4 protein-coding genes are annotated in these 24,073 nt (G+C 66.6%); all 4 read right to left on the bottom strand.

Annotated elements, in window-relative coordinates; translation table 11 throughout:
- Window positions 1-138: 138 nt before the first annotated feature.
- The 4 genes from Q9451_RS26605 to Q9451_RS26590 all read right to left on the bottom strand — a co-directional run bounded on the left by Q9451_RS26605 (window position 139) and on the right by Q9451_RS26590 (window position 23,914).
- Entirely contained in the window at window positions 139-1,323 is a 1,185-nt protein-coding gene (locus tag Q9451_RS26605) for an HlyD family type I secretion periplasmic adaptor subunit (protein ID WP_012270551.1), read from the bottom strand.
- Complete coding sequence (locus Q9451_RS26600) at window positions 1,320-3,488, bottom strand: type I secretion system permease/ATPase (protein WP_012270552.1); 2,169 nt, start codon at window positions 3,486-3,488, stop codon at window positions 1,320-1,322. Before Q9451_RS26600 ends, Q9451_RS26605 begins: the two co-directional genes overlap by 4 nt.
- Window positions 3,485-4,921 (bottom strand): TolC family outer membrane protein, encoded by a 1,437-nt coding sequence (locus Q9451_RS26595; RefSeq protein ID WP_012270553.1) that lies wholly within the window; start codon window positions 4,919-4,921, stop codon window positions 3,485-3,487. Before Q9451_RS26595 ends, Q9451_RS26600 begins: the two co-directional genes overlap by 4 nt.
- Before the next feature lie 63 nt (window positions 4,922-4,984).
- Window positions 4,985-23,914 carry a BapA/Bap/LapF family large adhesin gene (locus Q9451_RS26590; RefSeq protein WP_345960808.1) on the bottom strand — a complete coding sequence of 6,310 codons (18,930 nt, stop codon included), beginning with the start codon at window positions 23,912-23,914 and terminating at the stop codon, window positions 4,985-4,987.
- Between the last annotated feature and the right edge of the window lie 159 nt (window positions 23,915-24,073).

The following is a 24,073-nucleotide window of genomic DNA, read 5'->3' as shown; positions in this document are numbered from 1 at the left end:
TGACCTTCGGTGGGGAACAGGGAATAACCGGTTATCGGCCTGTTTGGGTTGGGCTTTAGGGTTGGTGGGATTGTCTTGAGTTTTGTGTTGTTGGGGCGGCGCTCGGTCGCCCCAACAACACAAAACTCAAGGCATGCACTACCGTTCGCGCAGGGCCTCCTTGGCCCGGTTCAGCGGCTTGATCAGGTAATCGAGGATGGTCTTCTCACCGGTGCGGATATCCACCGTGGCAATCATCCCCGGCACGATCGCGAAATGCTTGCCGGCCTTGTTCTGCAAGCTGTCCTGCTCGGTGCGGATGAACACGCGGTAGTAGTAGATCTCCGGCTTCACCTCATCCTGCAGGGTATCCGGCGAAATGCCCACCACCTTGCCATCCAGCCCGCCATACACCGAGTAGTCATAGGCACTGATCTTGACCTTGGCCGCTTGGCCGGGGTGGATGAAGGCGATATCACGCGGGGCGATGCGGGTTTCGATCAACAGGCGCTCGTCCATCGGCACGATTTTCATTACCTGGCCGCCCGGTTGCACCACGCCGCCCAAGGTATTGACTTCGATGTCCTTGACGATGCCGCGCACCGGCGAGCGCAGGGTCAGGCGGGTGAGCGAGTCGCTGCGCCCGCGGATCACTTCCGACAGGCTGTCCGCTTCGGCGCTGGCCTTGGCCAGTTCTTCCCGGGCACGTACCAGGTAGTCGGAGCGGGCTTCGTTGGCCTTGAGCTCGAGCTCTGAACGCTGGCGGTTCAGGCGGATCACCTCGACCCGGCTGGAGGCGCCCATCTTCGCCAGGTTCTCGGTGATCTGCAGCTCGCTGCGCACCAGTTGCAGCGAGTCCTGAATGCCAGCGAGGGTCTGTTCCAGGCCACGGCGTCGGGTCTGGTACAGGGCGGTTTCGGCATCGATCAGGTCGGGAGAGTCGCGCAGGCTTTCCGGGAAGGTCAGCGGTTTGCCGGTCACTTCTGCCTGCAGGCGGGCCTGGCTCGCCTTGGCGGCACGGTACTTGGCTTCGCTTTCGCCAACGCTGGAAGCGGTTTTGGTCGGGTCGAGCTGGGCCAGCACCTGGCCGCGCTCGACCAGGTCGCCTTCGGCCACGCTCATCTGCGCGACGATGCCGCCCTCGAATGACTGGATCACCTGCTCGCGCGAACTGGGGATGACCTTGCCGGTACCGGTGGACACTTCGGTCACCTCGAACCAGGCCGCCCAGGCCAGGAACGCCGCCAGCATCAGCGCGCAAAGGGTGATGATGCGGCCGGCGCGGAATACCGCCTGATCGTCCTGCCCGTCCAGGTAGGAGGCCGGAAGCTCATGGTTGCTCATGCCTGGGCTCCTTGCAGTTTGGCCAGGGCGGCGTCGCGCGCGTCGTCGATGACGATGCGCCCGGCATCCAGCACCAGAATGCGGTCGACCCGTTGCAGCACGCTCAGACGGTGGGTGGCGATCACCAGGGTGCGGCCCTGGCAGAAGCGTTCGAGGTTATCCAGCAGCTTGCGCTCGGTCATGTCGTCCAGCGACGCGGTCGGCTCGTCCAGCAGCAGCACCTGCGGCTGGCGCACCAGCAGGCGCGACAGCACCAGGGCCTGGCGTTGGCCGCCGGACAAGCCCAGGCCGCCTTCGAGGATCAGGTGGTCCATGCCCTTGGGCAGACGGCGGACGAAGTCCAGCGCGCCGGTGGCGGCCAGCGCGGCCACCAGTTCCTGGTCGCTGGCCTGGCCGGCGCCGAGGGTGAGGTTTTCCCGCAGGGTGCCGTGGAACAGCCGCGCGTATTGCGGCAGCAGGCCCACATCACGGCGTAGGTCGGCAGGGTCGAGGTGGGCCATGGCGATGCCGTCCAGGCTGATCTCGCCTTGTACCAGGTCCATGGCCCCGCCCAAGGCTTGCAGCAAGGTCGATTTGCCAGCACCGTTGCGCCCAAGCACGGCAATGCGCTCGCCCGGCTGGATATCCAGCTGGCCGATGTTCAGTACCGGTGGGGACTCTTCGCTGTAGCGGAAGTTGGCCTGGCGCAAGCGGTACTCGCCACGGATGGCCGGCAGGTGCACGCGGGCTTCGCCTTCGGGGTGGTCGACCGGCGACTGCATCAGCTTGTCCAGGCCCTGGAGGGCTACCTTGGCTTGCTGCCAGCGGGTCAGCACATGGGTCAGTTGCGCCAGCGGGGCCATCATCCGCGACGACAGCATCGACGCCGCCACCAGGCTACCGGTCGTGAGGTCGCCGGCGATGACCATGGGTGCACCGATCACGATGACCACGGCGAACACCGCGCCCTGCACGTTCTGCGTCCAGGTCACCAGGCCGTTGGTGAGGGTGCGCAGGCGCAGGTTGGTGTGCGCGCAAGCCGCGTTGTACTGGTTCCACTGCCGCTCGAAGCGTGCCTCGGCCTGCAGTGCCTTGATCTCGTCCAGGCCCTGGATGCTCTCTACCAGCATGGCGTTGCGCAGCGCCGACTCGCGCATCGAGGCATTGGCCAGCCGTGCCAGGCGCCGTTGCGCGAGCAACCCGGGTAGGACCATGGCCAGCAACGCGACCAGTGGGATGAACACCAGCACGCCGCCGATCAGCCAGAACACCAACAGGAACAGCAGAAAGAACGGCAGATCGGCCAGCGCCGTGGCGGTGCTTGAGGTGATCAGATCGCGGATCGACTCCAGTTCGCGCAGTTGCGAGATGAACGAGCCAGTGGATTTCGGCCGCACCGAGTTGCGCAGGCGCAGGGCATGCCCGTAGACCAGGTCGCTTACCCGCAAGTCGGCGCGTTTGCCGAGCAGGTCGGTCACCTTCAGCCGCAGCAGGCGCATGCTGAAGTCGAACACCAGTGCCAGCACCACGCCACCAAACAGCACGTAAAGGGTTGGCAGGGATTCGGCCGGGATCACCCGGTCGTACACCTGCATCGAGAACAGCACCCCGGCCAGCGCCAGCACGTTGGCCACCAGCGAGGCGACCATCACCTGGCCATAGGGGCGCAGGTCGCGCAGCACGATGCGGGCGAACCAGTGGCGGTCGTAGGGCGCGGTGTAGTCGTCGGTGCGCACGTCACGCAGCGGCCTTGCCGGGCGCAGCAGGGCAACGCGGTTGATGCGGCCCTTGAGGGTGTCGCGTGGCAGGCGCGAGGTCAGGCCCTGGTCGCCGGCGAATACCACCGCCACGTCGTCCTCTTCGGTCACCGACTCGACCACTGCCAGCTGGCCATCGTCCAGCTCCAGCACCAGCGGCGTGCGCCATTGCCGCAGGCCCTTGGCATCGAAGCGCACGAAGCGCAGGGCCAGCCCGGCCTGACGGGCCATGTGCCGGAGGATTTCGTCCAGTGGGCGAGCATCCTCCACGGCGGCCAGGCGAATGCGCTGGGGCGACACGTCCAGGCGGTAGTGGTGTGCGACCTGAAGCATCACTTCCAGCCACGGCCCAAGGTCTGGCCGATGAGCTTCTTCGGCCGCTGGGGCAGGCGCCTGGTTGGGCAGGGTTACATTGATCGGATCGCTCATGGCTGGATCTCCACACCTTGCAGGTTGCGCCCCTCAAGGCCAAAGGCCGTGCGCAGGGCGCCGGTGTTGTACAGGCAGTCGACATCCAGGCGCAGCAGGTCGGAGCGGGTGCCGGCAAGTTCGAAGCGTGACTGGTAGATCTCCTGCTCGGCGTTGAGCAGGTCGAGCAGTGGCCGCGTGCCCAGGTCCAGGTATTGGCGGCCGTAAAGCATGCGTGCTTCCTGGATGCTGACCTGGCGCGCTTCCAGCGACGTCAGCCGGCGGCCCAGCCCGGAGGTTTGCGCCATGGCCTCGGCCAGGCCCCGACGCGCCTGCAGGCGTGCCGCATCTTCGGCGGAATCGGCGGCGGTCAGCGCATGGCCGGCAGCGCGGGTGCGGGCACTGATGGCACCGCCCTGGTAAATGGGCACTTCGACGTTCAGGTAGATGCCCGCCTGGGTGCGGTCCATGCGTGAGTTGTCGCGGTTGTAGTCGTTGTCCAGGTAATGGTTGACCTGCGGTTGCAACGACACCGTCGGGTAGGCTTCCGCCTTGGCCTGGGCCAGCTCGGCCTGGCCTTGGGCGCGCTGGGCCAGGGCCATCAGCACCGCAGGCAGGCGGTCATCGCCCTGCGCGGGGCGCTTGCAGGCCTGGTTCAGCTCGGCGGGTGAATCCTCGGTCAGAGCTGGTGGGGTAACACGCCCCATCAGCGCCGCCAGGGTCGAGCGCCAGCGCTCGTACTGCGACTGGTACTCCTCGAGCGTGGCGCGGGCGCTTTCCACACGAGATTCGGCCTGCACCACGTCGGAACGGGTGCTGGCGCCCATGTCGCTGCGCTGGCGGGCCATGCCGGCAATGTCGCCAACCCCGCGAACCTGGTCGCGGGCGATGGTCATCAGTTGCTCGTAGCGGCGGGTTTCGATCCAGGCATAGGCGGTGTCGCGAGCCAGTTCGTCGACCACCAGCAGGATATTGGCCTGGGCGCGAGCGGCGGCGGCCTGGGCCGCGCTGACGGCGCTGTCGACCTTGCCGAAGTCATAGAGCATTTGCTTGAGCGACAGGTTCAAGGCCTGGCTGTTGCGGTCGCCGCCGTAGCCGGTGTCATAACCGGTGCGGATACCGCCGGAAATTTGCGGGTAGTACCCGGCGCGGGCGACGTTGATGCCTTCGCCCTGCTTGTACAGGTTGCCGACGGCCTCGGCGATGCTTGGGTGCCACTGTGCGGCCTGCAGCACCGCATCGGTCAGCCCCAGGCGCTCGCCGCTGGCGACCGGGGCCATGCCGATGGGCGGGCGGGCGGGCACCGCTTCGGGCGCATCGCGTAACAGCGATGGCCTGATCTGGCGTAGTTGGGGGTCTATGTCATCGGCTGCGTGGGCAACCGGGTGGAAGTCAAGGGCCAGGAGCCCGAAGGCTCCCAGCAACAGCGGTGACAGCGGACTGCTTCGCTTCACATAGTTCCCTTACTGCTGGTCGTCCATGCCGCCGGGCATAGGCTCGGCGGGTTTGCAGCGGCTTCAGACCACATGGATACCGTTCTGTACCCACAGGTGATGGCTTGGATCCTCCTGAGCCGTGTATTGGTTATAGTCGATGCCGTCGACGGTTTGGTTCCCGACCAGCGTCCAGTTGTCCGTCATGTGAACCGAGTCTTTGTCGTCCCCTTTGATGACCAGGGTGTCGGTGCCGGTTTCGGTGATTGCCACCACGTCCGCCAGGTTGAGGGTCAGCGCCACCGAGCTGGTGTCGTTGAGGTCGATGATTTCGATGTCGTGCACCCGCCCGGCCAGGTTGCCCAGGTCGATGCTGGCATCACCGCCGCCCCACAGGAGGGTGTCGGTCCCCGTGCCGCCGTCAACGCTGGCGAAGTTCTGGTCGACCACCACCAGCGTGTCGTCACCCGCACCACCCTGCAGGGTGATGTGGCCACCCTGGCTGCCATCGAGGTGGTCGTTGCCGTCGGTGCCGGCGATCACATCGGTGGCGGCTGCCAGGCTGGCCAGCGCCACGGCTTCGTCACCGCTGTCGGCCAGCAGCGATGTAGTCGTGACCAGGCCGGCGGCATTGTCCAGGTTGATGGTCAGCGTTGCGGTGTCGGTGGTGCCGTTGGGGTGGGTCAGCTCGTAGGTGAAGGTGTCATGCTGGCCGACCGCCGCCGAGGTGAGCCCCGCGTTGAGGGTGTAGGTGTAACTGCCGTCGGCATGCACCAGCAAGGTGCCATAGGTGCCGGCAACGCTCACCCCGTTGTAGCCCGGGATGGTGTAGGTGTTGGCCGCTGTCAGCACGCTCAGCACGGTCAGTGCCGAACCTACGTTGTCGTCAGTCAGCAGGTTACCGGTAGCTGCCGTTGCACCACTGACCACGAACTCGGTCAGGTGCGTGGTGGTGGCGTTCAGGCTGGTGGTGATGGAGCTGAGCAGGCCGATGCCGCCGGCGGTGACACGTACGTGGTAGGTGCCGGCCCCCTGGTTCTGGAAGGTATAGCCGGCGCCGCCACCCAGCAGGCTGATCAGCGAACCACCCGGCACCGACTGCACCAGCACGTACTGGCCGGTGGCCGGGTTGAGCTTGAGCAGTTCGATGGTGGTGCCGTTGAGCAAGCTCAACAGGTTGGTGGAGTTGACCACCACCTGTAGGTTTGCGGTGGTATCGGCGGCCACCGTGGTGGTGTAGGTCGCCTGGCGCGAACCAACCAAGGGCAGGCTCAGCGAACCCAGCGTACTGCTGCTGGTGTCCACCCGGTTGGCCAGGGTGAGGTGGCTGAAGCCGACATCGTTGACCGCGTCGACCACCGTGGCGGGCGCTGCGTAGTTGATGTTGCTCCACACCTCGTTGGCCTGCGGGCTGTCGATACGCACGTACAGGTTGGCGGTATCGGACAGGCCGTTCGGGTGCACCAGTTGGTAGCTGAACACGTCTACCTTGCCGACGCTGTTCGGGCTGCCGTTCGGCGTGTAGGTGTAGCTGCCGTCGGCACTGATCACCAGGGTGCCATACAGGCCCTGCACCGTGGTGGACGTACCGGCCGAGACGTAGCTGCCGTTCTTCAACACTTGCAGCACGGCGGCGCTGTCCGGGCCACGGGCGTCCACGGCGCCGTCGGTGCCCACATCGGTGATGACGTTGCCCGAGGTGGCAGTGCCGGTGCCGGTGAACTGGGTCAGGCTGGTGGAGGTGATGTCCAGCGAGGTGGTGACGTTGGTGACCAGGCCAATCCCGCCACTGCCGACTGTCAGGCGGTAGTCACCGGCTTGCAGCACGCCGATATCCACCTGCAGGCCAAGCGGCAGCACGATCAGGTCGAGCAGCCCCTGGGTGTTGCCGGTGGCGATGGTCACCCAGGCGCCGCTGGCGTCTTTTACCTGCAGGGTGAAGCTGGAGTTGTTGAGCAGGGCCAGCACGCTGTTGGTGGTCAGTGTCAGGGTCGGGTCGGCCGTGGTACCGGCCGCCACCGTCCAGGTGTAGGTCTTGGTGAAGCCAGACAGCAGCGTGGTGAAGCTGTCGGTGTAGGTCTTGGTGGCGGTGACCGGTGCCAGGTTGACCGTGGCCGTGGCCAGGTTGTCGCTGGCGATGACCGGCGCGTTGGCATCCACATCCGGCGCGGTGACGTTGACGTTGCCCGACACGTTGCCGCGCGGGTCGCTGAGGGTCACCGAGACGACCTGGCCGTTGTCCTGAGGCGGGCTCAGGGTCACGCTGAAGGTACCGTTGGCCTGCACCGTTGCGGTTTGCAGCACGGTACCGCTGGCGCTGCGTACGGTCACGGTGGCACCCACTTCGCCAGTACCGGTGAGGGTACTGCCGTCGGCACTGAACAGCAGGTTGCCGGCAGCCGCAGGCGGGGTCAGGTCCGGTGCGGTCAGCCCCGTGCTGGTGGACACGTTGCCGGCGCTGTCGGTGAGGGTGACGCTCAGCGCCTGGTTGTCGATCTGCGCCGCCGTCAGGCTGACCACGAACAGGCCGTTGCTGCCCACCGTCGCGGTTCCCAGCACGGTGCCGGCGCTGTTGCGCACGGTGACCGTGCTGCCGATCTGGCCAGAACCACTGACCGCGGTGCCGTTGGCGTTGATGGTGGCCAGCGGGGCGGCGGGCGGGGTGGTGTCCGGTGCGGTCAGGCTGGTGCTGGCCGACAAATTGCCCGCAGCGTCCGACTGGCGCACTACCAGCAATTGCCCGTCGTTCTGTGGCGACGTCAGCGTGATGCTGAAGGTGCCATTGGCGAGGACCACGCCAGTACCGACCTGACCGCTCGGGCCTTGGACCGTGACGATCGCGCCTGCTTCGCCGTTACCGGTGAGTACGGTACCCGCGCCGTTGATGGTGACGTTGTTCGGCGCGGCAGGTGGCTGCAAGTCGGCGGCGGTGTAGCTGGTACTGCCGGACACATTGCCCGCGGCGTCAGCCTGGCTCACGCCCAGTACCTGGCCATTGAGTTGCGCGGCGTTCAGGTTGACGGTGAACACGCCTCCGCCATTCACCAGCGCGGTGCCGAGCACGTTGTTGCTGGCGTCGCGCACTGTCACCGTGGCACCGGCTTCACCCGTGCCGGTCAGCACCAGGCCATTGATGGACAAGCCGGTCACCAGCGGATTGGTCGGTGGTGTAATGTCAGTCGCTTGCAGGAAGACCGGCTGCGATTCGCCGCCCAGCAGCGATACTGCCGTCACCGAGATGTGTTGGCCATTGAGCTGTGCCGCATTCAGCGTCAAGGTGAAGGTGCCGCCGAGGTTAGCCACGCCTGAACCGATCAGGTTGCCTGCGGCATCGTAGACGCGAATGCTTGCGCCGGTAGTTGCACTGCCCGTCAAGGTCAGGCCGTTGCCGCCCAGTATCACGTTGGTAGGTGGCTCCGGTGGCGGGATCAGCGGGGTGACATACGATGCGACCGCAGACGTGTTGATACCGTCGGACTGCGTCACTGTCAGGGTTGCGGCTGAGCCCGGTGTTGGCGAAAGCGCTACTTGGAAGTTGCCAGCGGCATCCACCACGCCCGTCCCAATCACGACGCCGCCGAAACTGACGGTAACTGTGGCATTGGCTTCGCCCTTGCCAGTCAGCACGTTATAGGCGTTGTTGATCGCCAGGTTGGTTACCACGTCGGGTGGCGAGGTGTCATTGGTCTGGTAGGGGACAGCCACCGAAGCATTGCCGGCATCGTCCGTGGATACCACCGTCAGCAGCTGGCCGTTGTTCTGCGCCGGGCTGATCGGCACCGTGAACTGGCCGTTTTCACCGACTTCCACCGTGCCTACGATGTTGTTGTTCGGGCCACGTACCGTGATGGTGGTGCCGGCTTCGGCCGTACCGGTCATCGACGTACCTGCAGGGTTGAGCAGCAGGTTGGTCGGCTGCACGGGTGGCGTCAGGTCTGGCGCAGTCACTGTCAGTGGCGCCGACGGGTTGCCGGTGGCGTCCTGGGCGATGATGGTCAGTGTCTCGCCGTTGATTTGCGGGCGGTTCAGGTCAAGGACAAAGGTGCCGTCCGGGTCGACCGTCACCTGGCCGAGCAGGTCGCCATTGTTGTTGATCACGGTGACGCGGGTGCCGGCTTCAGCGGTACCCACCACTTGTGTGCCGCCGTCGTTGATGGACGCAATCACGGTGGCCGGTGGCGTGGTGTCAACCGCCGTGACCGAACTGATTGGCGAGACGTTGCCGGCGGCATCGGTCAGGGTCACTTGCAGAACCTGGCCATTGAGCTGCGCTGTCGTCAGCTCGACCACGAAGGTGCCATTGGCTGCCACCACGGCGGTACCGATCTGCGTAGTGCCGACGTACACGCGCACCGTGGCGCCCACTTCGCCGACACCACCCAGTTCATCGCCCGCTGCATTGAGCCGCAGCTCGGTTGCCGCGGTAGGCGGCGTAAGGTCCGGCGCCTGCACATTGACCGGCAGGCTGATGTTGCCAGGTGGGTCGGCCTGCAGCACCGACAGTGTCTGATTGTTGATTTGTGCAGGAGACAGTTCGACGTGGAAGCTGCCGTCGGCAAGCACGGTGCCCGTGCCCAGTACGACCCCCGCGGCGTTGCTGACGATCACCGTCGCACCGGCTTCGCCCAGGCCGCTGACCACGCTGCCGTCGGCATTGATCACCACTTGGGTGAGCGGCGCCGGTGGGGTGAAGTCCGGGGTCTGCAGGGTGGCCACTGGCGACACGTTGCCGGCCGCATCGGCCTGGGTGAAGCTGAGCAGCTCGGCGTTGCCCAGCGCAGGGTTCAGCGTGATGGTGAAGTGGCCGCTGGCATCGACGGTGGCACTGCCAATGGCCTCGCCTGCCGGGTTGGTCACGGTTACCAGCGCGCCAGCTTCGCCGCGCCCGGTGAGGGTGACGCCATCACCGGAAACGGCCAGTTCGCTGGGTGCTGTTGGTGGTGTGGTATCGGGGGCGGTAATGGCGCTGGCGGCAGACTGGTTGCCAGCGGCGTCCGTCAGCACCACTTGCACCTGTTGGCCGTTGGCTTGAGGCGAGGTGAAGTTGACCTGGAAGGTACCATCGGCTCGCACCGTGGCATTGCCCAGCACCGTGCCATCGGCGGCGATAACACGCACAGCCGCACCCGCTTCGCCGGTGCCATTGAGCAGGCTGCCACCCCCGGCAAAAGCCAGGTTGCCAGCAGCATCCGGCGCGACGCGGTCAGGGGCTGTCAGGCTGACGCTATTGGACTCGTTGCCGGCCACATCGGCTTGGCTGGCGCTGAGCTGTTCGCCGTTGATCTGCGCAGCACTCAGGTTGACGCTGAAGTTGCCGTTGGCGTCGACCAGGGCGGTACCCAGGTCGATACCGCCTTCGCCAATCACGGTAACGGTCGCGCCTGCCTCACCGTGGCCACTGAGCACCAGGCCGTCGTTGGACAGCACCAGGTTGGTCAGTGGTTGCGGCGCCGTGGTGTCCGGCGCCTGCAAGGTAGCCGGCAGCGAAACTGCGCCGTCACTGCCGGTGGCGTTCACTTGCAACACTTCGCCATTGGCCTGGGCACTGCCCAGGTTGACAGTGAAGGTGCCGTCGTTGGCGACCGGGCTGCTGCCCAGCAGTACGCCATTGGGGCCATACACCTTGACCGTGCTACCCGCTGCGGCGGTGCCGGTCACCGACAGGCCGTCGGCCGCCAGTACCAGGTTGTCCGGTGTGGCCGGTGCCAGCACGCCCGGCGCGGTGACGCTTTGCGCAGGGGAAACGTTCTGTGCAGCATCGGTTTGAACCACGCTGAGGCTTTCACCCGTGATCGCGGCCGGCGACAAGGTCACGCTGAAGTGACCGTCCGCCGCGACCGTGGCGTTGCCCAGCACGGTACCGTCCGGTGCCCGTACGGTAACCGTTGCGCCTGCCTCGCCGTTGCCTGTCAGGGTGACGCCATTGGCGGAGACCGCCAGGTTGGTCACGGCTGCTGGTGGCGTGGTATCGGCGGCGGTGTAAGGCGCGGCCGTCGACACGTTGCCGGCGGCGTCAGTGGCGGTCACTTGCAGGGTCTGGCCATTGGTCTGGGCGCTGTTCAGGGTGACCTGGAAAGTGCCGTTGCTGCTGGCTAACGCAGTGCCCAGCACATTGCCGCTGGCATCGCGCACGGTCACGGTGCTGCCGGCCTCGGCGTTACCGGTCAGTTGCAGCCCGGTACCGGACAGGGCCAGGGCTGTCGGCGCCGCAGGTGGGGTGAAGTCCGGCGCGGTGACGGCCACGGGGGTGGAGGTGTTGTTGCCCGCGTCGGTCTGGGTGACGCTCAGGTGCTGGGCGTTGAGCTGGGCGCTGTTGAGGGTAAGGGTAAAGCTGCCATTGGCTGCCACCAGGCCGGTGCCGATGATGGTGCCGTCCGGGCCGCGAACGGTGACCGTGGCGCCGGCTTCGCCCAGGCCAGTCAGGGTCAGGCCGTTGTTGTTCAGCGCCACGTTGGTCAGCGGCGCTGGCGGGGTGAGGTCCGGGGTTGGCACGTTGATCGCTGGCGAAGTGTTGCCGGCGGCATCCACTTGCGTAACGCCGATGGGCTGGCCGCTGGTTTGCGGGGTGTCGAAGGTCACCGTGAAGCGACCGTCGGCGCCCACCGTGGCGGTTCCGAGCACGGTGCCGGCGGCGTTGCGTACCTGCACGGTAGCGCCCACTTCACCGCTGCCGGACAGCTGCCGGCCGTCCTGGCTCAACAGCGGGTTACTGATGGCCGCGGGTGGCGTGCGGTCTGGCGTGGCCAGGCTGGCCGGGCCGGACACGTTGCCCGCAGCATCGCTGAGGGTGACTTGCAGCGGGCTGCCGGTGACCTGCGCGCTGGGCAGGGTGACCTGGAACTGGCCGCTCTGGTTGACCGTGCCTGTGGCCAGGATGGCACCACTGGCATCGCGTACGGTAACGCTGGCACCGGCTTCGCCCTGGCCGCTGAGCACGGTGGCTGCGCTGTTGAGGCTCAGGTTGCTGGCCGCCAGCGGTGCTTGCAGGTCGGGTGCCTGTAGGGTGGCCGCGAGCGAAACGTTACCTGCAGCGTCGGCCTGGGTGACGATCAGGTTCTGCCCATTGGCCACAGCTGGCGAGAAACTGATGCTGAACAGGCCGTTGCTGCCGACGGTGGTAGTCCCCAGCAGAGTGCCTTGCGCGTCTGTCACGCGCACGGTTGCGCCCACTTCGCCCTGACCGGTCAGCGTGCTGCCGGTGGCGGTGAGGTTTACTTGGGTCGGTGCGTTCGGTGCCGTGGTGTCGTTGGCCACGATGATGGCTGGCACCGAAGGCAGGCCATCGACGGTAACCTTGGCACTGACCTGCAAGGTCTGGGCATTGAGCTGGGCATTCTGGAAGAACACTCGGAAGGTGCCGTCGCTGCCGACCGTGGCGGTGCCCAGGGTGACGCCCCCGGAGGTCACGGTTATCAGCGAGCCGACCGTGCCCTGGCCGGTCAGCAGGAAGCCGTCGGCGCTGATGGAGAGGGCCGACGGCGTGGCCGCTTCGGTACCGGCCGGGCCAGCCAGCGATACTTCGGGCGATTGGTTGCCGGTAGGGTCGATCACGACCACATCGACCGTTTCGCCTGTCGTCAGCGGTGGGTCGACCTCTACCACGAAGGTGCCGTCCGGCCCCACGGTTGCCGTACCGCGCACGGTGTCATCCGGGTTGCGGATTTCCACTGTGCTGCCAGGCTCGGCGGTGCCGCCGACCGTGCTGCCGTCCGGGCTCACGGTGAGGCCGGTCGCAGGTTCCGGGTTGGTTGTGTCAGGGGCGGTGACAGGGACCGGCGCCGAGCTGTTACCGGCTGCGTCGGTCACCACCACGGTCACGGTCTGGCCATTGTTTTGCGGGGTATTCAGCGGCACGCTGAAACTGCCGTCCGGGTTGACCGCGACGGTGACCACATTGCCGGCCCCATCGCTCACGGTCACCGAGGTGGCGCCAGGTGCGTTACCAGTGACAGCCGTGCCATCGCCGCTGACGGCCACGTCGGTGGGCAGTGCCGGTGGCGTGATGTCCGGTGCATTGATCTGGCCGGGCTGCGATACATTGCCAGCCACATCGGTCAGGGTCACGTTGAGGGCCTGGCCGTCCAGCTGGGCGGGCGACAGTGGCACTGTGAAGCTTCCGCCTACGGGTACCACGATGGTGCCTACCAGCGTGCCATCGGTAAGCCGCACTTCAACCGTGGCGCCTGCTTCACCGGTACCCTGGATGGCATTGCCGCCTGGGGTGATGGTGAGCCCGGCCGGTGCGTTTGGCGCCGTGCTGTCGTCAGCGGTGAAACTGGCCGACGGCGAGGCATTGCCGCCGCCATCGATCAGCACCACGGACAGTACTTCGCCGTTGGTCTGGGCGGGGCTAAGCGGCACTTCGAATGTGCCGCCTGCACCCACCTGGATGGTACCCAGCAAATCGCCTGCAGCGTTGCGTACCTCTACGGTGCTGCCAGCTTCGCCTTGGCCGCTGAGCAGTGTGCCGGTAGGGTCAAGGCCCAGGCCTTGCGCCGGCAGTGGCGCCTCGAGGTCAGGCGCGGTAACGGTGCCCGCGAGTGAGCCGTTGCCCGTATTGTCCGCTTGAGTGACAGACAGCGTCTGGCCGTTGAGCTGCGGCGGGTCGATTGTCACCTGGAAGGTGCCATCGGGCTGGACCGTTGCGGTGCCCAGTACTGCGCCGCCAGTGCCGGTTACGGTCACCTGTGCACCTGGCTCGCCGCTGCCGCTCAGGCTGCTGCCGTCGCTAGCCAGGATCAGGCCGGTGGGTATATCGGGAGCCTGCGTATCCGGTGCCGCCAAGTCGACCGCCGCCGAAAGGTTGCCGGCTGCGTCGCGTTGCTCCACGGTCAGTGCCTGGCCGTTGGTCTGCGGCGTGTCGAGGGTGATTTCGAACGCGCCACCAGCGCCGACCAGCGTGCTGCCCAGTACGCTGCCATCTGGCCCGCGCACGGTAACGGTGGCGCCCGGTTCGCCGTTGCCGGTGACCGTGGTGCCGGTGCCGTCGATGGCAGGGCTGGTGACCACTTGCGGTGGGGTTGAGTCCGGTGCGGTGAAGTTCACCGGCCCGGCGCTATTGCCCTGGGTGTCGGTGGCTTCGACAGTCAGGCTTTCGCCATTGCGCTGTGCTGCATTGAGGGTGACGTCGAAGCGGCCGTCGCCGCCCACGGTGGCGGTGCCGAGCACGTTGCCGTTGGCGTCGCGCACGGTGACGATGGAACCGCTTTGACCTTGGCCGGTGAGGTGAAGGCCAGCGGTATCGATGGCCAGCCCCGAGGGTTGCAGCGGGCCATCGGTGTCGGGCGCGACGATGGTGGCGGTCGAGCTGTTGCCGGCAGCGTCGCGCAGTACCACGTCCAGCTCCTGGCCGTCGGTCTGCGGCGGGGTCAGGACCACGCTGATCACGCCATCGGCACCGACCTGGGCGTTGCCCAGCACGGTACCGTCGGCGCTGATGACCTGCACGGTGGTGCCCGGTTCGCCACGGCCGGTGAGCAGGCCGCCATCGGCGCTCAGTTGCAGGTCGCTGGCCTCATTGGGCGGGGTGATGTCGGGGGCGGTGATCGGGGTAGGCAGCGAACTGTTGCCAGCGCCATCGACCGCCACGACAGCCAGAGCCTCGCCGTTGGCCTGGGCTGGGGTCAGGCCGATGGTGAAACTGCCATCCGGGCCGGCCTGGACGCTGCCCAGCACATTGCCCTGCGCGTCACGCACCTGCACCTGCGTACCTGCCGGTGCGGTACCGGAAACGCTGGAGCCATCAGCGGCCACCACCACGTCGCTCGGGCTTTCGGGCCGCGGTGTATCGGTAACGATCACACTGACACCCACCGAGATATTGCCGGCGGCATCGGTTTGCACCAGGACGATGGTTTGGCCTGCGGTCAGTGGTACATCCAGATCGACCACGAAGGTACCGTTTGGCCCGACAATCCCGCTACCAAGGGCGGCGCCCTGCGTATCCCGTACCTCCACCGTGGCACCGGGTTCGCCACGGCCAGACACGGTTAGGCTGCCATCACCTGCCACCACCTCGGTGACGATCGTCGGTGCGGTAATGTCCGGGGCCACGTAGCTCAGCGGCACCGAGGTGTTGCCTGCTGCGTCGGTCACGGTGATGGACAGGGTTTCGCCATTGGCCTGTGGCGGGTCGAGGGTCAGGCTGAAACTGCCATCCGGTGCGACGATGACGCTGCCGATCAGGTTGCCCGAGGCATCTTTCACCTCCACCCTTGCGCCCCCTTCGGCAATGCCGGCGAGGCTGTCGCCATTGGTCAGCACCAGGCCGGTCGGTTGCAGTGGTGCTACCTGGTCTGGCGCTGTCAACGGGCTGGGCGTGGAGACGTTGCCGGCGGCATCGGTCAGGGTCACCTGCAGGGCCGAGCCATCCACCACTGGGGTTGGCAGTTGCACGTTGAAGCTGCCATCGGGCTGAACGGTGCCGCTTGCCAGCACTTGGCCCTGATCGTTGCGCACTTCTACAGTGGCACCCACTTCGCCACGGCCGGAGACCGTGCGGCCATCGTTGCTGATGGCCAAGTCGGTGGCCGGCGCCGGTGGCGTGGTGTCGCCGCCATTGTCCACGATCGGCGCGGTGACTGTGCCGGCCGTGGAGGCATTGCCTGCGGTGTCGGTGGCGGTCACTTGCAATTGTTCGCCCGCCACTTTTGGCGGTGTGAGGCCGATGTTGAAGGCGCCACTGGCCCCCACCACGACGCTGCCCAGCACAGTAGTGCCATCGGCGGCCAACACACGCACGGTGCTGCCGGCTTCTGCGCGGCCGCTGACGACGGTACCGTCGCCATTGATTGCCAGGTCGCTCGGCGCTACAGGTGGCGTGATGTCGGGTGCGGTGACCTGCACCGGCAGCGACGAGGTGCCGTTGTTGTCGATGGCCACGACGTCCAGTAACTCGCCATTGGCCTGGGCCGGCGTGAGCACCACGGTGAAGGTGCCCTCGGCACCGACCACGATGCTGCCAACCAGCGTGCCGTTGGCGTCGTGCACTTCCACACGGCTGCCAGCCGGGGCAGCGCCGCTGATGCTGCCGCCGTCAGCGGCCACCACCAGTTCACTTGGGCTGGTCGGCGTGACCACCAGTGGCACGTCGTAGGTCAGGGCCTGGGAAGCGTTGCCGCTCGGGTCGGTCTGCACCAGGCTCAGGCGTTCACCCGGCAGCGCTGCCGGGTCGAGGCCAATCAGGAAGGTGCCGTTCGCAGTCACGGTGCCGCTACCGATCAGCGTGCCATTGGCATCGCGTACCTCCACGCTGGCACCGGCTTCGCCGCGACCACTCAGGGTCAGGCCGTCGGCACCGACCACGATGTTGCTGACCACGGCGGGCGGGGTGATGTCCGGGGCGTCGAACTGCAGTGGGGAAGAGACGTTGCCAGCGGCATCGACCAGGCGGACGTCGAGCACTTCGCCATTGGCTTGGGCCGGCGACAGGGTGACGCTGAAGCTGCCATTCCCGTTGACCAGGCCGGTACCGAGCAGGTTGCCCGAGGCATCGCGTACCTGCACGGTCGCGCCTGGCTCGCCGCTGCCGCTCAGGGTCACACCGTCGGCCAAGGCCAGGCCGGTCGGCTGGGCCGGGGCCTGCAGGTCTGGGGTAACCACCGTAGCCGGTGTGGAGGCATTGCCAGCGGCGTCGGTCAGCACCACTTGCAGGGTGCTGCCATCCTTCACCGGTGGGTTGAGGGTGATCTGGAAGGTACCGTCGGGGTTAACCGTGCCGCTGGCCAGTACAGTGCCCTGGGCATCGCGCACTTGCACGCTGGCACCGGCCTCGCCACGGCCATTGAGCTGGGCGCCGGCCAGCCCGACTACCAGGTTGGTGGCGGCATCTGGTGGCGTGGTATCGCCACCGTCGATGTCCGGCGCGGTGATGTTGCCGGCGGTGGAGGTATTGCCGGCTGCGTCGGTGGCGGTGACTTGCAGCTCTTCACCATTCACCTGTGGTGGGTCGAGGGTGATACTGAAACTGCCGGTGGCGCCCACCATCACGCTACCCAGCACAGTGGTGCCATCGGTGGCCAGCACGCGCACGGTGCTGCCCACTTCGGCGCGGCCGGTGACCACGCTGCCGTTGGCACTGATCACCAGTTCGCTCGGGGTAACCGGTGGGGTGATGTCTGGCGCGGTGACTTGCACTGGCAGCGACGAAGCGCCGCTGCCGTCGATGGCCACCACATCCAGCAGCTCGCCGTTGGCCTGTGCCGGGTTGAGGATGACGGTGAAGGTGCCACCAGCACCCACCACCACACTGCCGACCAGCGTGCCGTTGGCATCGTGTACTTCCACCCGGCTGCCCACCGGCGCTGTACCGGTGATGCTGCTGCCGTTCGCAGCCACAACCAGGTCGCCTGGGCTGGCTGGCGCGGTGGTTACCGGCACTTCATATTGCAGGGCCACGGAGGCGTTGCCGCTGGCATCGGTCTGCACCAGGCTCAACTGAGCGCCCGGCTGCGCGGCGGGGTCGAGGTCGATCAGGAAGGTGCCGTTGGCACCAACGGTGGCGGTACCGATGACAGTGCCGTTGGCGTCACGTACTTGTACGGTGGCACCGGCCTCGCCACGGCCACTGAGCACCAGGCCATCGGCGCCGACCACGATATTGCTGACGGCGGCTGGCGGGGTAATGTCCGGTGCGGTGAACGCCAGCGGCGTCGAGCTGTTGCCAGCGGCGTCCACCACGCGAATGTCCAGTGCTTCACCATTGGCCTGGGCTGGGAACAAGGTGACGGTGAAAGTGCCATCCTCGTTGACCAGGCCAGTGCCGATCAGGCTGCCGGCGGCATTGCGCACCTGCACGGTGGCGCCGGGCTCGCCACGGCCGGTGAAGGTGACACCATCGGCCAGGGCCAACTCGGTTGGCTGCGCCGGGGCCTGCAGGTCTGGCGCGGCGACAGCGCCGGGTTGCGAGACATTACCGGCAGCGTCGGTCAGGGTGACTTGCAGGGTACTGCCGTCGGTGATGGCTGGGCTCAACGTGATGGCGAAAGTGCCATCCGGGTTGACCGTGCCCGTGGCCACTACGGTGCCAGCGCCATCGCGCACCTGAACGCTGGCACCGGCTTCGCCACGACCGCTCAGCTGGTTGCCGGCAGCGTTGATCACCAGGTTGGTCGGGGCATCCGGTGGGGTGGTGTCGCCGCCGTCGATATCTGGCGCGGTAAGGCTGCCAGCGGTGGAAGCATTGCCCGCCGCATCGGTAGCAGTGACTTGCAGCACCTCGCCGTTTACCTGTGGCGGGTCGAGGGTGATGCTGAAGCTGCCGGTAGCGCCAACGACCACGCTACCCAGCACGGTGGTGCCGTCGGCGGCCAGCACGCGTACGGTGCTGCCCGGCTCGGCGCGGCCAGTGACCACGCTGCCGTCGGCATTGATCACCAGTTCGCTCGGGGTAACCGGTGGGGTGATGTCTGGCGCGGTGACTTGCACCGGCAGCGACGCAGCGCCGTTGCCATCGATGGCCAGCACATCCAGCAGTTCGCCATTGGACTGGGCTGGGGCGAGGGTGACGGTGAAGCTGCCATCGGGGCCCGCTATCACACTGCCAATCAGCGTGCCGTTGGCATCATGCACTTCCACACGGCTGCCGGCAGGTGCCGTACCGCTGATACTGCTGCCGTCCTCGGCGAACACCAGGTCGGTGGGGCTGGCAGGTGCAGTGGTGACCGGCACTTCGAACTGCAGTGGCGCAGAGGCATTGCCGCTTGGGTCGGTCTGTACCAGGCTCAGTTGCTCGCCAGGCTGCACGGCGGGTGAAAGGTCGACGAGGAAAGTGCCATTGGCCGTGACCACGCCGCTGCCGAGCAAGGTGCCATTGGCATCGCGCACCTCCACGGTGGCGCCTGCTTCGCCGCGACCACTCAGGGCCAGGCCGTCACCGCCGACCACGATATTGCTGACGATCGCTGGCGGGGTGATGTCCGGCGCATCGAATTGCAGCGGGGCCGAGGTGTTGCCGGCGGCATCCACCAGGCGTACGTCGAGCGCTTCGCCGTTGGCTTGAGCAGGCGACAGGGTGAGGCTGAACAGGCCGTCAGCACCGACGATACCCGTACCGATGACCGTACCTGCAGCGTCGCGCACTTGCACAGTGGCGCCCGGCTCGCCGCGACCGGTGAAGGTCACGCCGTCGGCCAGGGCCAGGTCTGTCGGTTGTGCGGGCGGCAGCAGGTCGGCCGAGGTGACCGAGCCCGGTTGGGAAACGTTACCAGCAGCATCGGTCAAGGTGACTTGCAGGGTACTGCCGTCGTTCACCACGGGGCTCAGGGCTACCACGAACGTGCCATCCGGGCCGACAGTGCCGGTGGCCAGTAGATTACCTGCTGCATCGCGGACCTGCACGGTGGTCCCGGCTTCGCCGCGACCACTGAGTTGGCTGCCGGCCAGGCCGATGACCAGGTTGGTTGGGGCATCTGGTGGCGTGGTATCGACCCCATCGATGTCCGGCGCGGTGACCGAACTGGCCACAGAGGTGTTACCAGCGGCATCGGTGGCAGTGGCCTGCAGTACTTCACCATCTACCTGCGGTGGGTTGAGGTTGATGCTGAACGCGCCGGTCGGGCCGACCACGGCAGTGCCTAGTTCAGTGCCATCGGCTGCCAAGATACGTACCGTGCTACCGGGTTCGGCACGGCCGGTGAGCACCGTACCGTCAGCACTGACGGCCAGTTCGGTCGGGGCCGCAGGCGCAGTGATATCGGGTGCAGTGACTTGTGTTGGCAGCGAGGACACCCCGCTGTCATCGATAGCGACTACGTCCAGCAGTTCGCCATTAGCTTGGGCAGGATTCAGCTCGATGCTGAAACTGCCATCGGCATTGGCGATGGCGCTGCCGATCAGGGTGCCGTTGGCATCGTGCACTTCGACGCGGCTGCCAGCCGGCGCGGTACCGGTGAGCGTTGTGCCGTCGGCATCGATGGCCAGATTGCTCGGGCTATCAGGGGCGGTGGTCAGCGGAACGTCGTACTCCAGGGCCACGGAGGCGTTGCCGCTTGGGTCGGTCTGCACCAGGCTCAGGTGTTCACCCGGCTGCGCGGCTGGGTTGAGGTCGATCAGGAAGGTGCCGTTGGCACCGACCACACCCGTGCCGATCACGTTGCCGTTGGCATCGCGCACTTCGACGGTGGCACCCGGTTCGCCGCGGCCGCTCAGGGCCAGGCCATCTGCACCGACGGTAATGTTGCTCACCGCAGCAGGCGGGGTGATGTCGGGGGCATCGAACTGCAGCGGGGCCGAGGTGTTGCCGGCGGCATCCACCAGGCGTACGTCGAGCGCTTCGCCGTTGGCTTGAGCAGGCGACAGGGTGAGGCTGAACAGGCCGTCAGCACCGACGATACCCGTGCCGATGACCGTACCTGCAGCGTCGCGCACTTGCACAGTGGCGCCCGGCTCACCGCGCCCGGTGAAGGTCACGCCGTCGGCCAGGGCCAGGTCTGTCGGTTGTGCGGGCGGCAGCAGGTCGGCCGAGGTGACCGAGCCAGGTTGCGACACGTTGCCAGCAGCATCGGTGAGGGTCACCTGCAAGGTACTGCCGTCAATGACGGCAGGGTCCAGGGTGACGGTAAAGGTGCCATCCGGGCCGACGGTGCCGGTCGCGATGATGTTGCCTGCGGCGTCTCGCACCTGGACGGTGGTGCCGGCTTCGCCGCGACCACTGAGTTGGCTGCCGGCCAGGCCGATGACCAGGTTGGATGGGGTATCCGGTGGCGTGGTATCACCGCCGTCGATGTCCGGCGCGGTGACCGAACTGGCCACAGAGGTGTTACCAGCGGCATCGGTGGCAGTGGCCTGCAGTACTTCACCATCTACCTGCGGTGGGTTGAGGTTGATGCTGAACGCGCCGGTCGGGCCGACCACGGCGCTGCCCAGCTCGCTTCCGTCTGGTGCGAGGATGCGCACGGTGCTGCCCGGTTCGGCGCGGCCGGTAACCACAGTACCGTTGGCATTGACTGTCAGTTCGGTTGGTGCAGCTGGCGCAGTGATGTCCGGTGCGGTGACCTGCGCTGGCAGCGACGAAAGGCCGCTGCCATCGATGGCGACCACGTCCAGCAGTTCGCCATTGGCTTGGGCCGGATTCAGTTCGATGCTGAAACTGCCATCGGCATTGGCGATGGCGCTGCCGATCAGGGTGCCGTTGGCATCATGCACTTCCACGCGGCTGCCAGCCGGCGCAGTACCGGTGAGCGTTGTGCCGTCGGCATCGATGGCCAGATTGCTCGGGCTATCAGGGGCGGTGGTCAGCGGAACGTCGTACTCCAGGGCCACGGATTCGTTGCCGCTTGGGTCGGTCTGCACCAGGCTCAGGTGTTCACCCGGCTGCGCGGCGGGATTCAGGTCGATCAGGAAAGTGCCGTTGGCACCGACCACGCCCGTGCCGATCACGGTGCCGTTGGCATCGCGCACTTCGACGGTGGCACCCGGTTCGCCACGCCCACTGAGCGCCGCGCCACCCGGGCCAACCAGAATATTGCTGACAGCATCGGGCGGGGTGATGTCCGGCGCATCGAACTGCAGCGGGGCCGAGGTGTTGCCGGCAGCATCCACCAGGCGCACGTCGAGCGCTTCGCCGTTGGCTTGGGCAGGCGACAGGGTGAGGCTGAACAGACCGTCAGCACCGACGATACCTGTGCCGATGACAGTACCTGCAGCGTCGCGCACTTGCACAGTGGCGCCGGGCTCGCCACGGCCGGTGAAGGTCACGCCGTCGGCCAGGGCCAAGTCTGTCGGTTGTGCGGGCGGCAGCAGGTCGGCTGAGGTGACCGAGCCCGGTTGGGAAACGTTACCAGCAGCATCGGTCAAGGTGACTTGCAGGGTACTGCCGTCGTTCACCACGGGGCTCAGGGCTACCACGAACGTGCCATCCGGGCCGACAGTGCCGGTGGCCAGTAGATTACCTGCCGCATCGCGGACCTGCACGGTGGTCCCGGCTTCGCCGCGACCACTGAGTTGACTGCCGGCCAGGCCGATCACCAGGTTGGTTGGGGCATCTGGTGGCGTGGTATCACCGCCGTCGATGTCCGGCGCGGTGACCGAACTGGCCACAGAGGTGTTACCAGCGGCATCGGTGGCGGTCGCTTGCAGCACTTCGCCGTCTACTTGTGGCGGAGTCAGGTTGATGCTGAACACGCCGGTCGGGCCGACCACGGCAGTGCCTAGTTCAGTGCCATCGGCTGCCAAGATACGTACCGTGCTACCGGGTTCGGCACGGCCGGTGAGCACCGTACCGTCAGCACTGACGGCCAGTTCGGTCGGGGCCGCAGGCGCAGTGATATCGGGTGCAGTGACTTGTGTTGGCAGCGAGGACACCCCGCTGTCATCGATAGCGACCACGTCCAGCAGTTCGCCATTGGCTTGGGCCGGATTCAGTTCGATGCTGAAACTGCCATCGGCATTGGCGATGGCGCTGCCGATCAGGGTGCCGTTGGCATCATGCACTTCCACGCGGCTGCCAGCCGGCGCGGTACCGGTGAGGGTGGTGCCGTCGGCGTCGATAGCCAGGTTGCTCGGGCTGGTTGGGGCAGTGGTCAGCGGAACGTCGTACTCCAGGGCCACGGATTCGTTGCCGCTCGGGTCGGTCTGCACCAGGCTCAGGTGTTCACCCGGCTGCGCGGCGGGATTCAGGTCGATCAGGAAAGTGCCGTTGGCACCGACCACACCCGTGCCGATCACGTTGCCGTTGGCATCGCGCACTTCGACGGTGGCACCCGGTTCGCCACGCCCACTGAGCGCCGCGCCACCCGGGCCAACCAAAATATTGCTGACAGCATCGGGCGGGGTGATGTCGGGGGCGGTGAATTCCAGCGGTATCGAGCTGTTGCCGGCGGCGTCGACCTGGCGGATATCCAGGGCTTCACCGTTGGCCTGGGCAGGCGAAAGCGTAAGGCTGAAGCTACCGTCGGCATTCACCAGGCCGCTGCCGATGAGGTTGCCGGCCGCATCACGCACCTGCACGGTGGCGCCGGGCTCGCCACGTCCAGTGAGGGTTACACCATTGGCCAAGGCCAGATCGGTCGGCTGGTCGGGGGCGGTGGTGTCAGGGTTGTCGACGTCGGGTGCGGTGACGCTGGCCACAGGCGACGTATTGCCGGCCGCGTCTGCCGCGCTCACTTCAAGGGCCTGGCCGTCGGTTTGTGGCGGTTGCAGGGTTATGCTGAACTGGCCGTCCGCACCGGCCACCCCAGTGCCCAGCAGCACGCCGCCTGTGCCCCGTACCGAAACCGTCGAGCCCGGTTCGGCACGCCCGGTAAGGGTGGTGCCCTGTGCGTCGATGACCAGGTCGGTCGGTGCCAGCGGCGCCGTCACATCCGGGGCGGTGACAGTGCCGGGCGCCGAGACATTGCCCGCGCCATCGGTCAGGGTGACTTCAAGGTTTTCGTTGTTGATCTGTGGCGGGTTCAACGCCACATTGAAACTGCCGTCGGCTGCCACGGTGCCGCTGCCAATCAGGTTGCCGGCGGCGTCACGGATGTTCACCGTGGTGCCCGCTTCGCCGCGGCCGGTCAGGCGCAGGCCATCCGGCGAAACCAGCAGGTCGATGGGCGTGGCCGGTGCTGTGGTGTCAGGGTCCGAGCCACCGCTGCTGCCGCCACCGCTGTGATTGGCCGCAGCCGCCACACCCCCGACACCGAGCAGGCTGAGCCCGGCAATCGCGAAGGTCGACATGGCGCTACCGGCGGTGCCGATCCCTGCAACCAGTTCGTCCAGCGAAGCCACGTCCTCGAAGGTGAAACCGGTGAACGCTGCCGCGTCATACTGGGCGTGCCACAGGGTGCCGTCTTCGCCGACGAAGACGATGTCGCTGCCAACCCCGGCCTGGTCCACGGCGAAGAAGTTGCCGATGGTGACCTTTTCACCGGATTTCAGGGTCACGATCAAGTCTTGCCCGCGCTGGGTAACGGTGGCCACCTTGTCGGGCGATACCGGCATCTGCACGACGCCTGGCCCTTTGAGATTGATGTTGCCCCAGGCGCTCTGAGTGGCGACTTCGGATTGCTTATCGGCGACGACGATGTTGTCCATGGATGCTCCCTGCTGGTATCCGGATCCCCCGGCCCGACTGTTCGGGCCACAACCTGCGTAGCAGAGCCATTTCCGGGCTTTTTACGCACAGCCTCGACCAGGCAGTCGAGAATGGGGTGGTTAGGGAGATATAGCAGCCAGGGTGGAAGCAACCAGATG

The organism is Pseudomonas sp. NY8896 (assembly GCF_039634505.1).
This window is presented reverse-complemented; position numbering and strand designations above follow the sequence as displayed.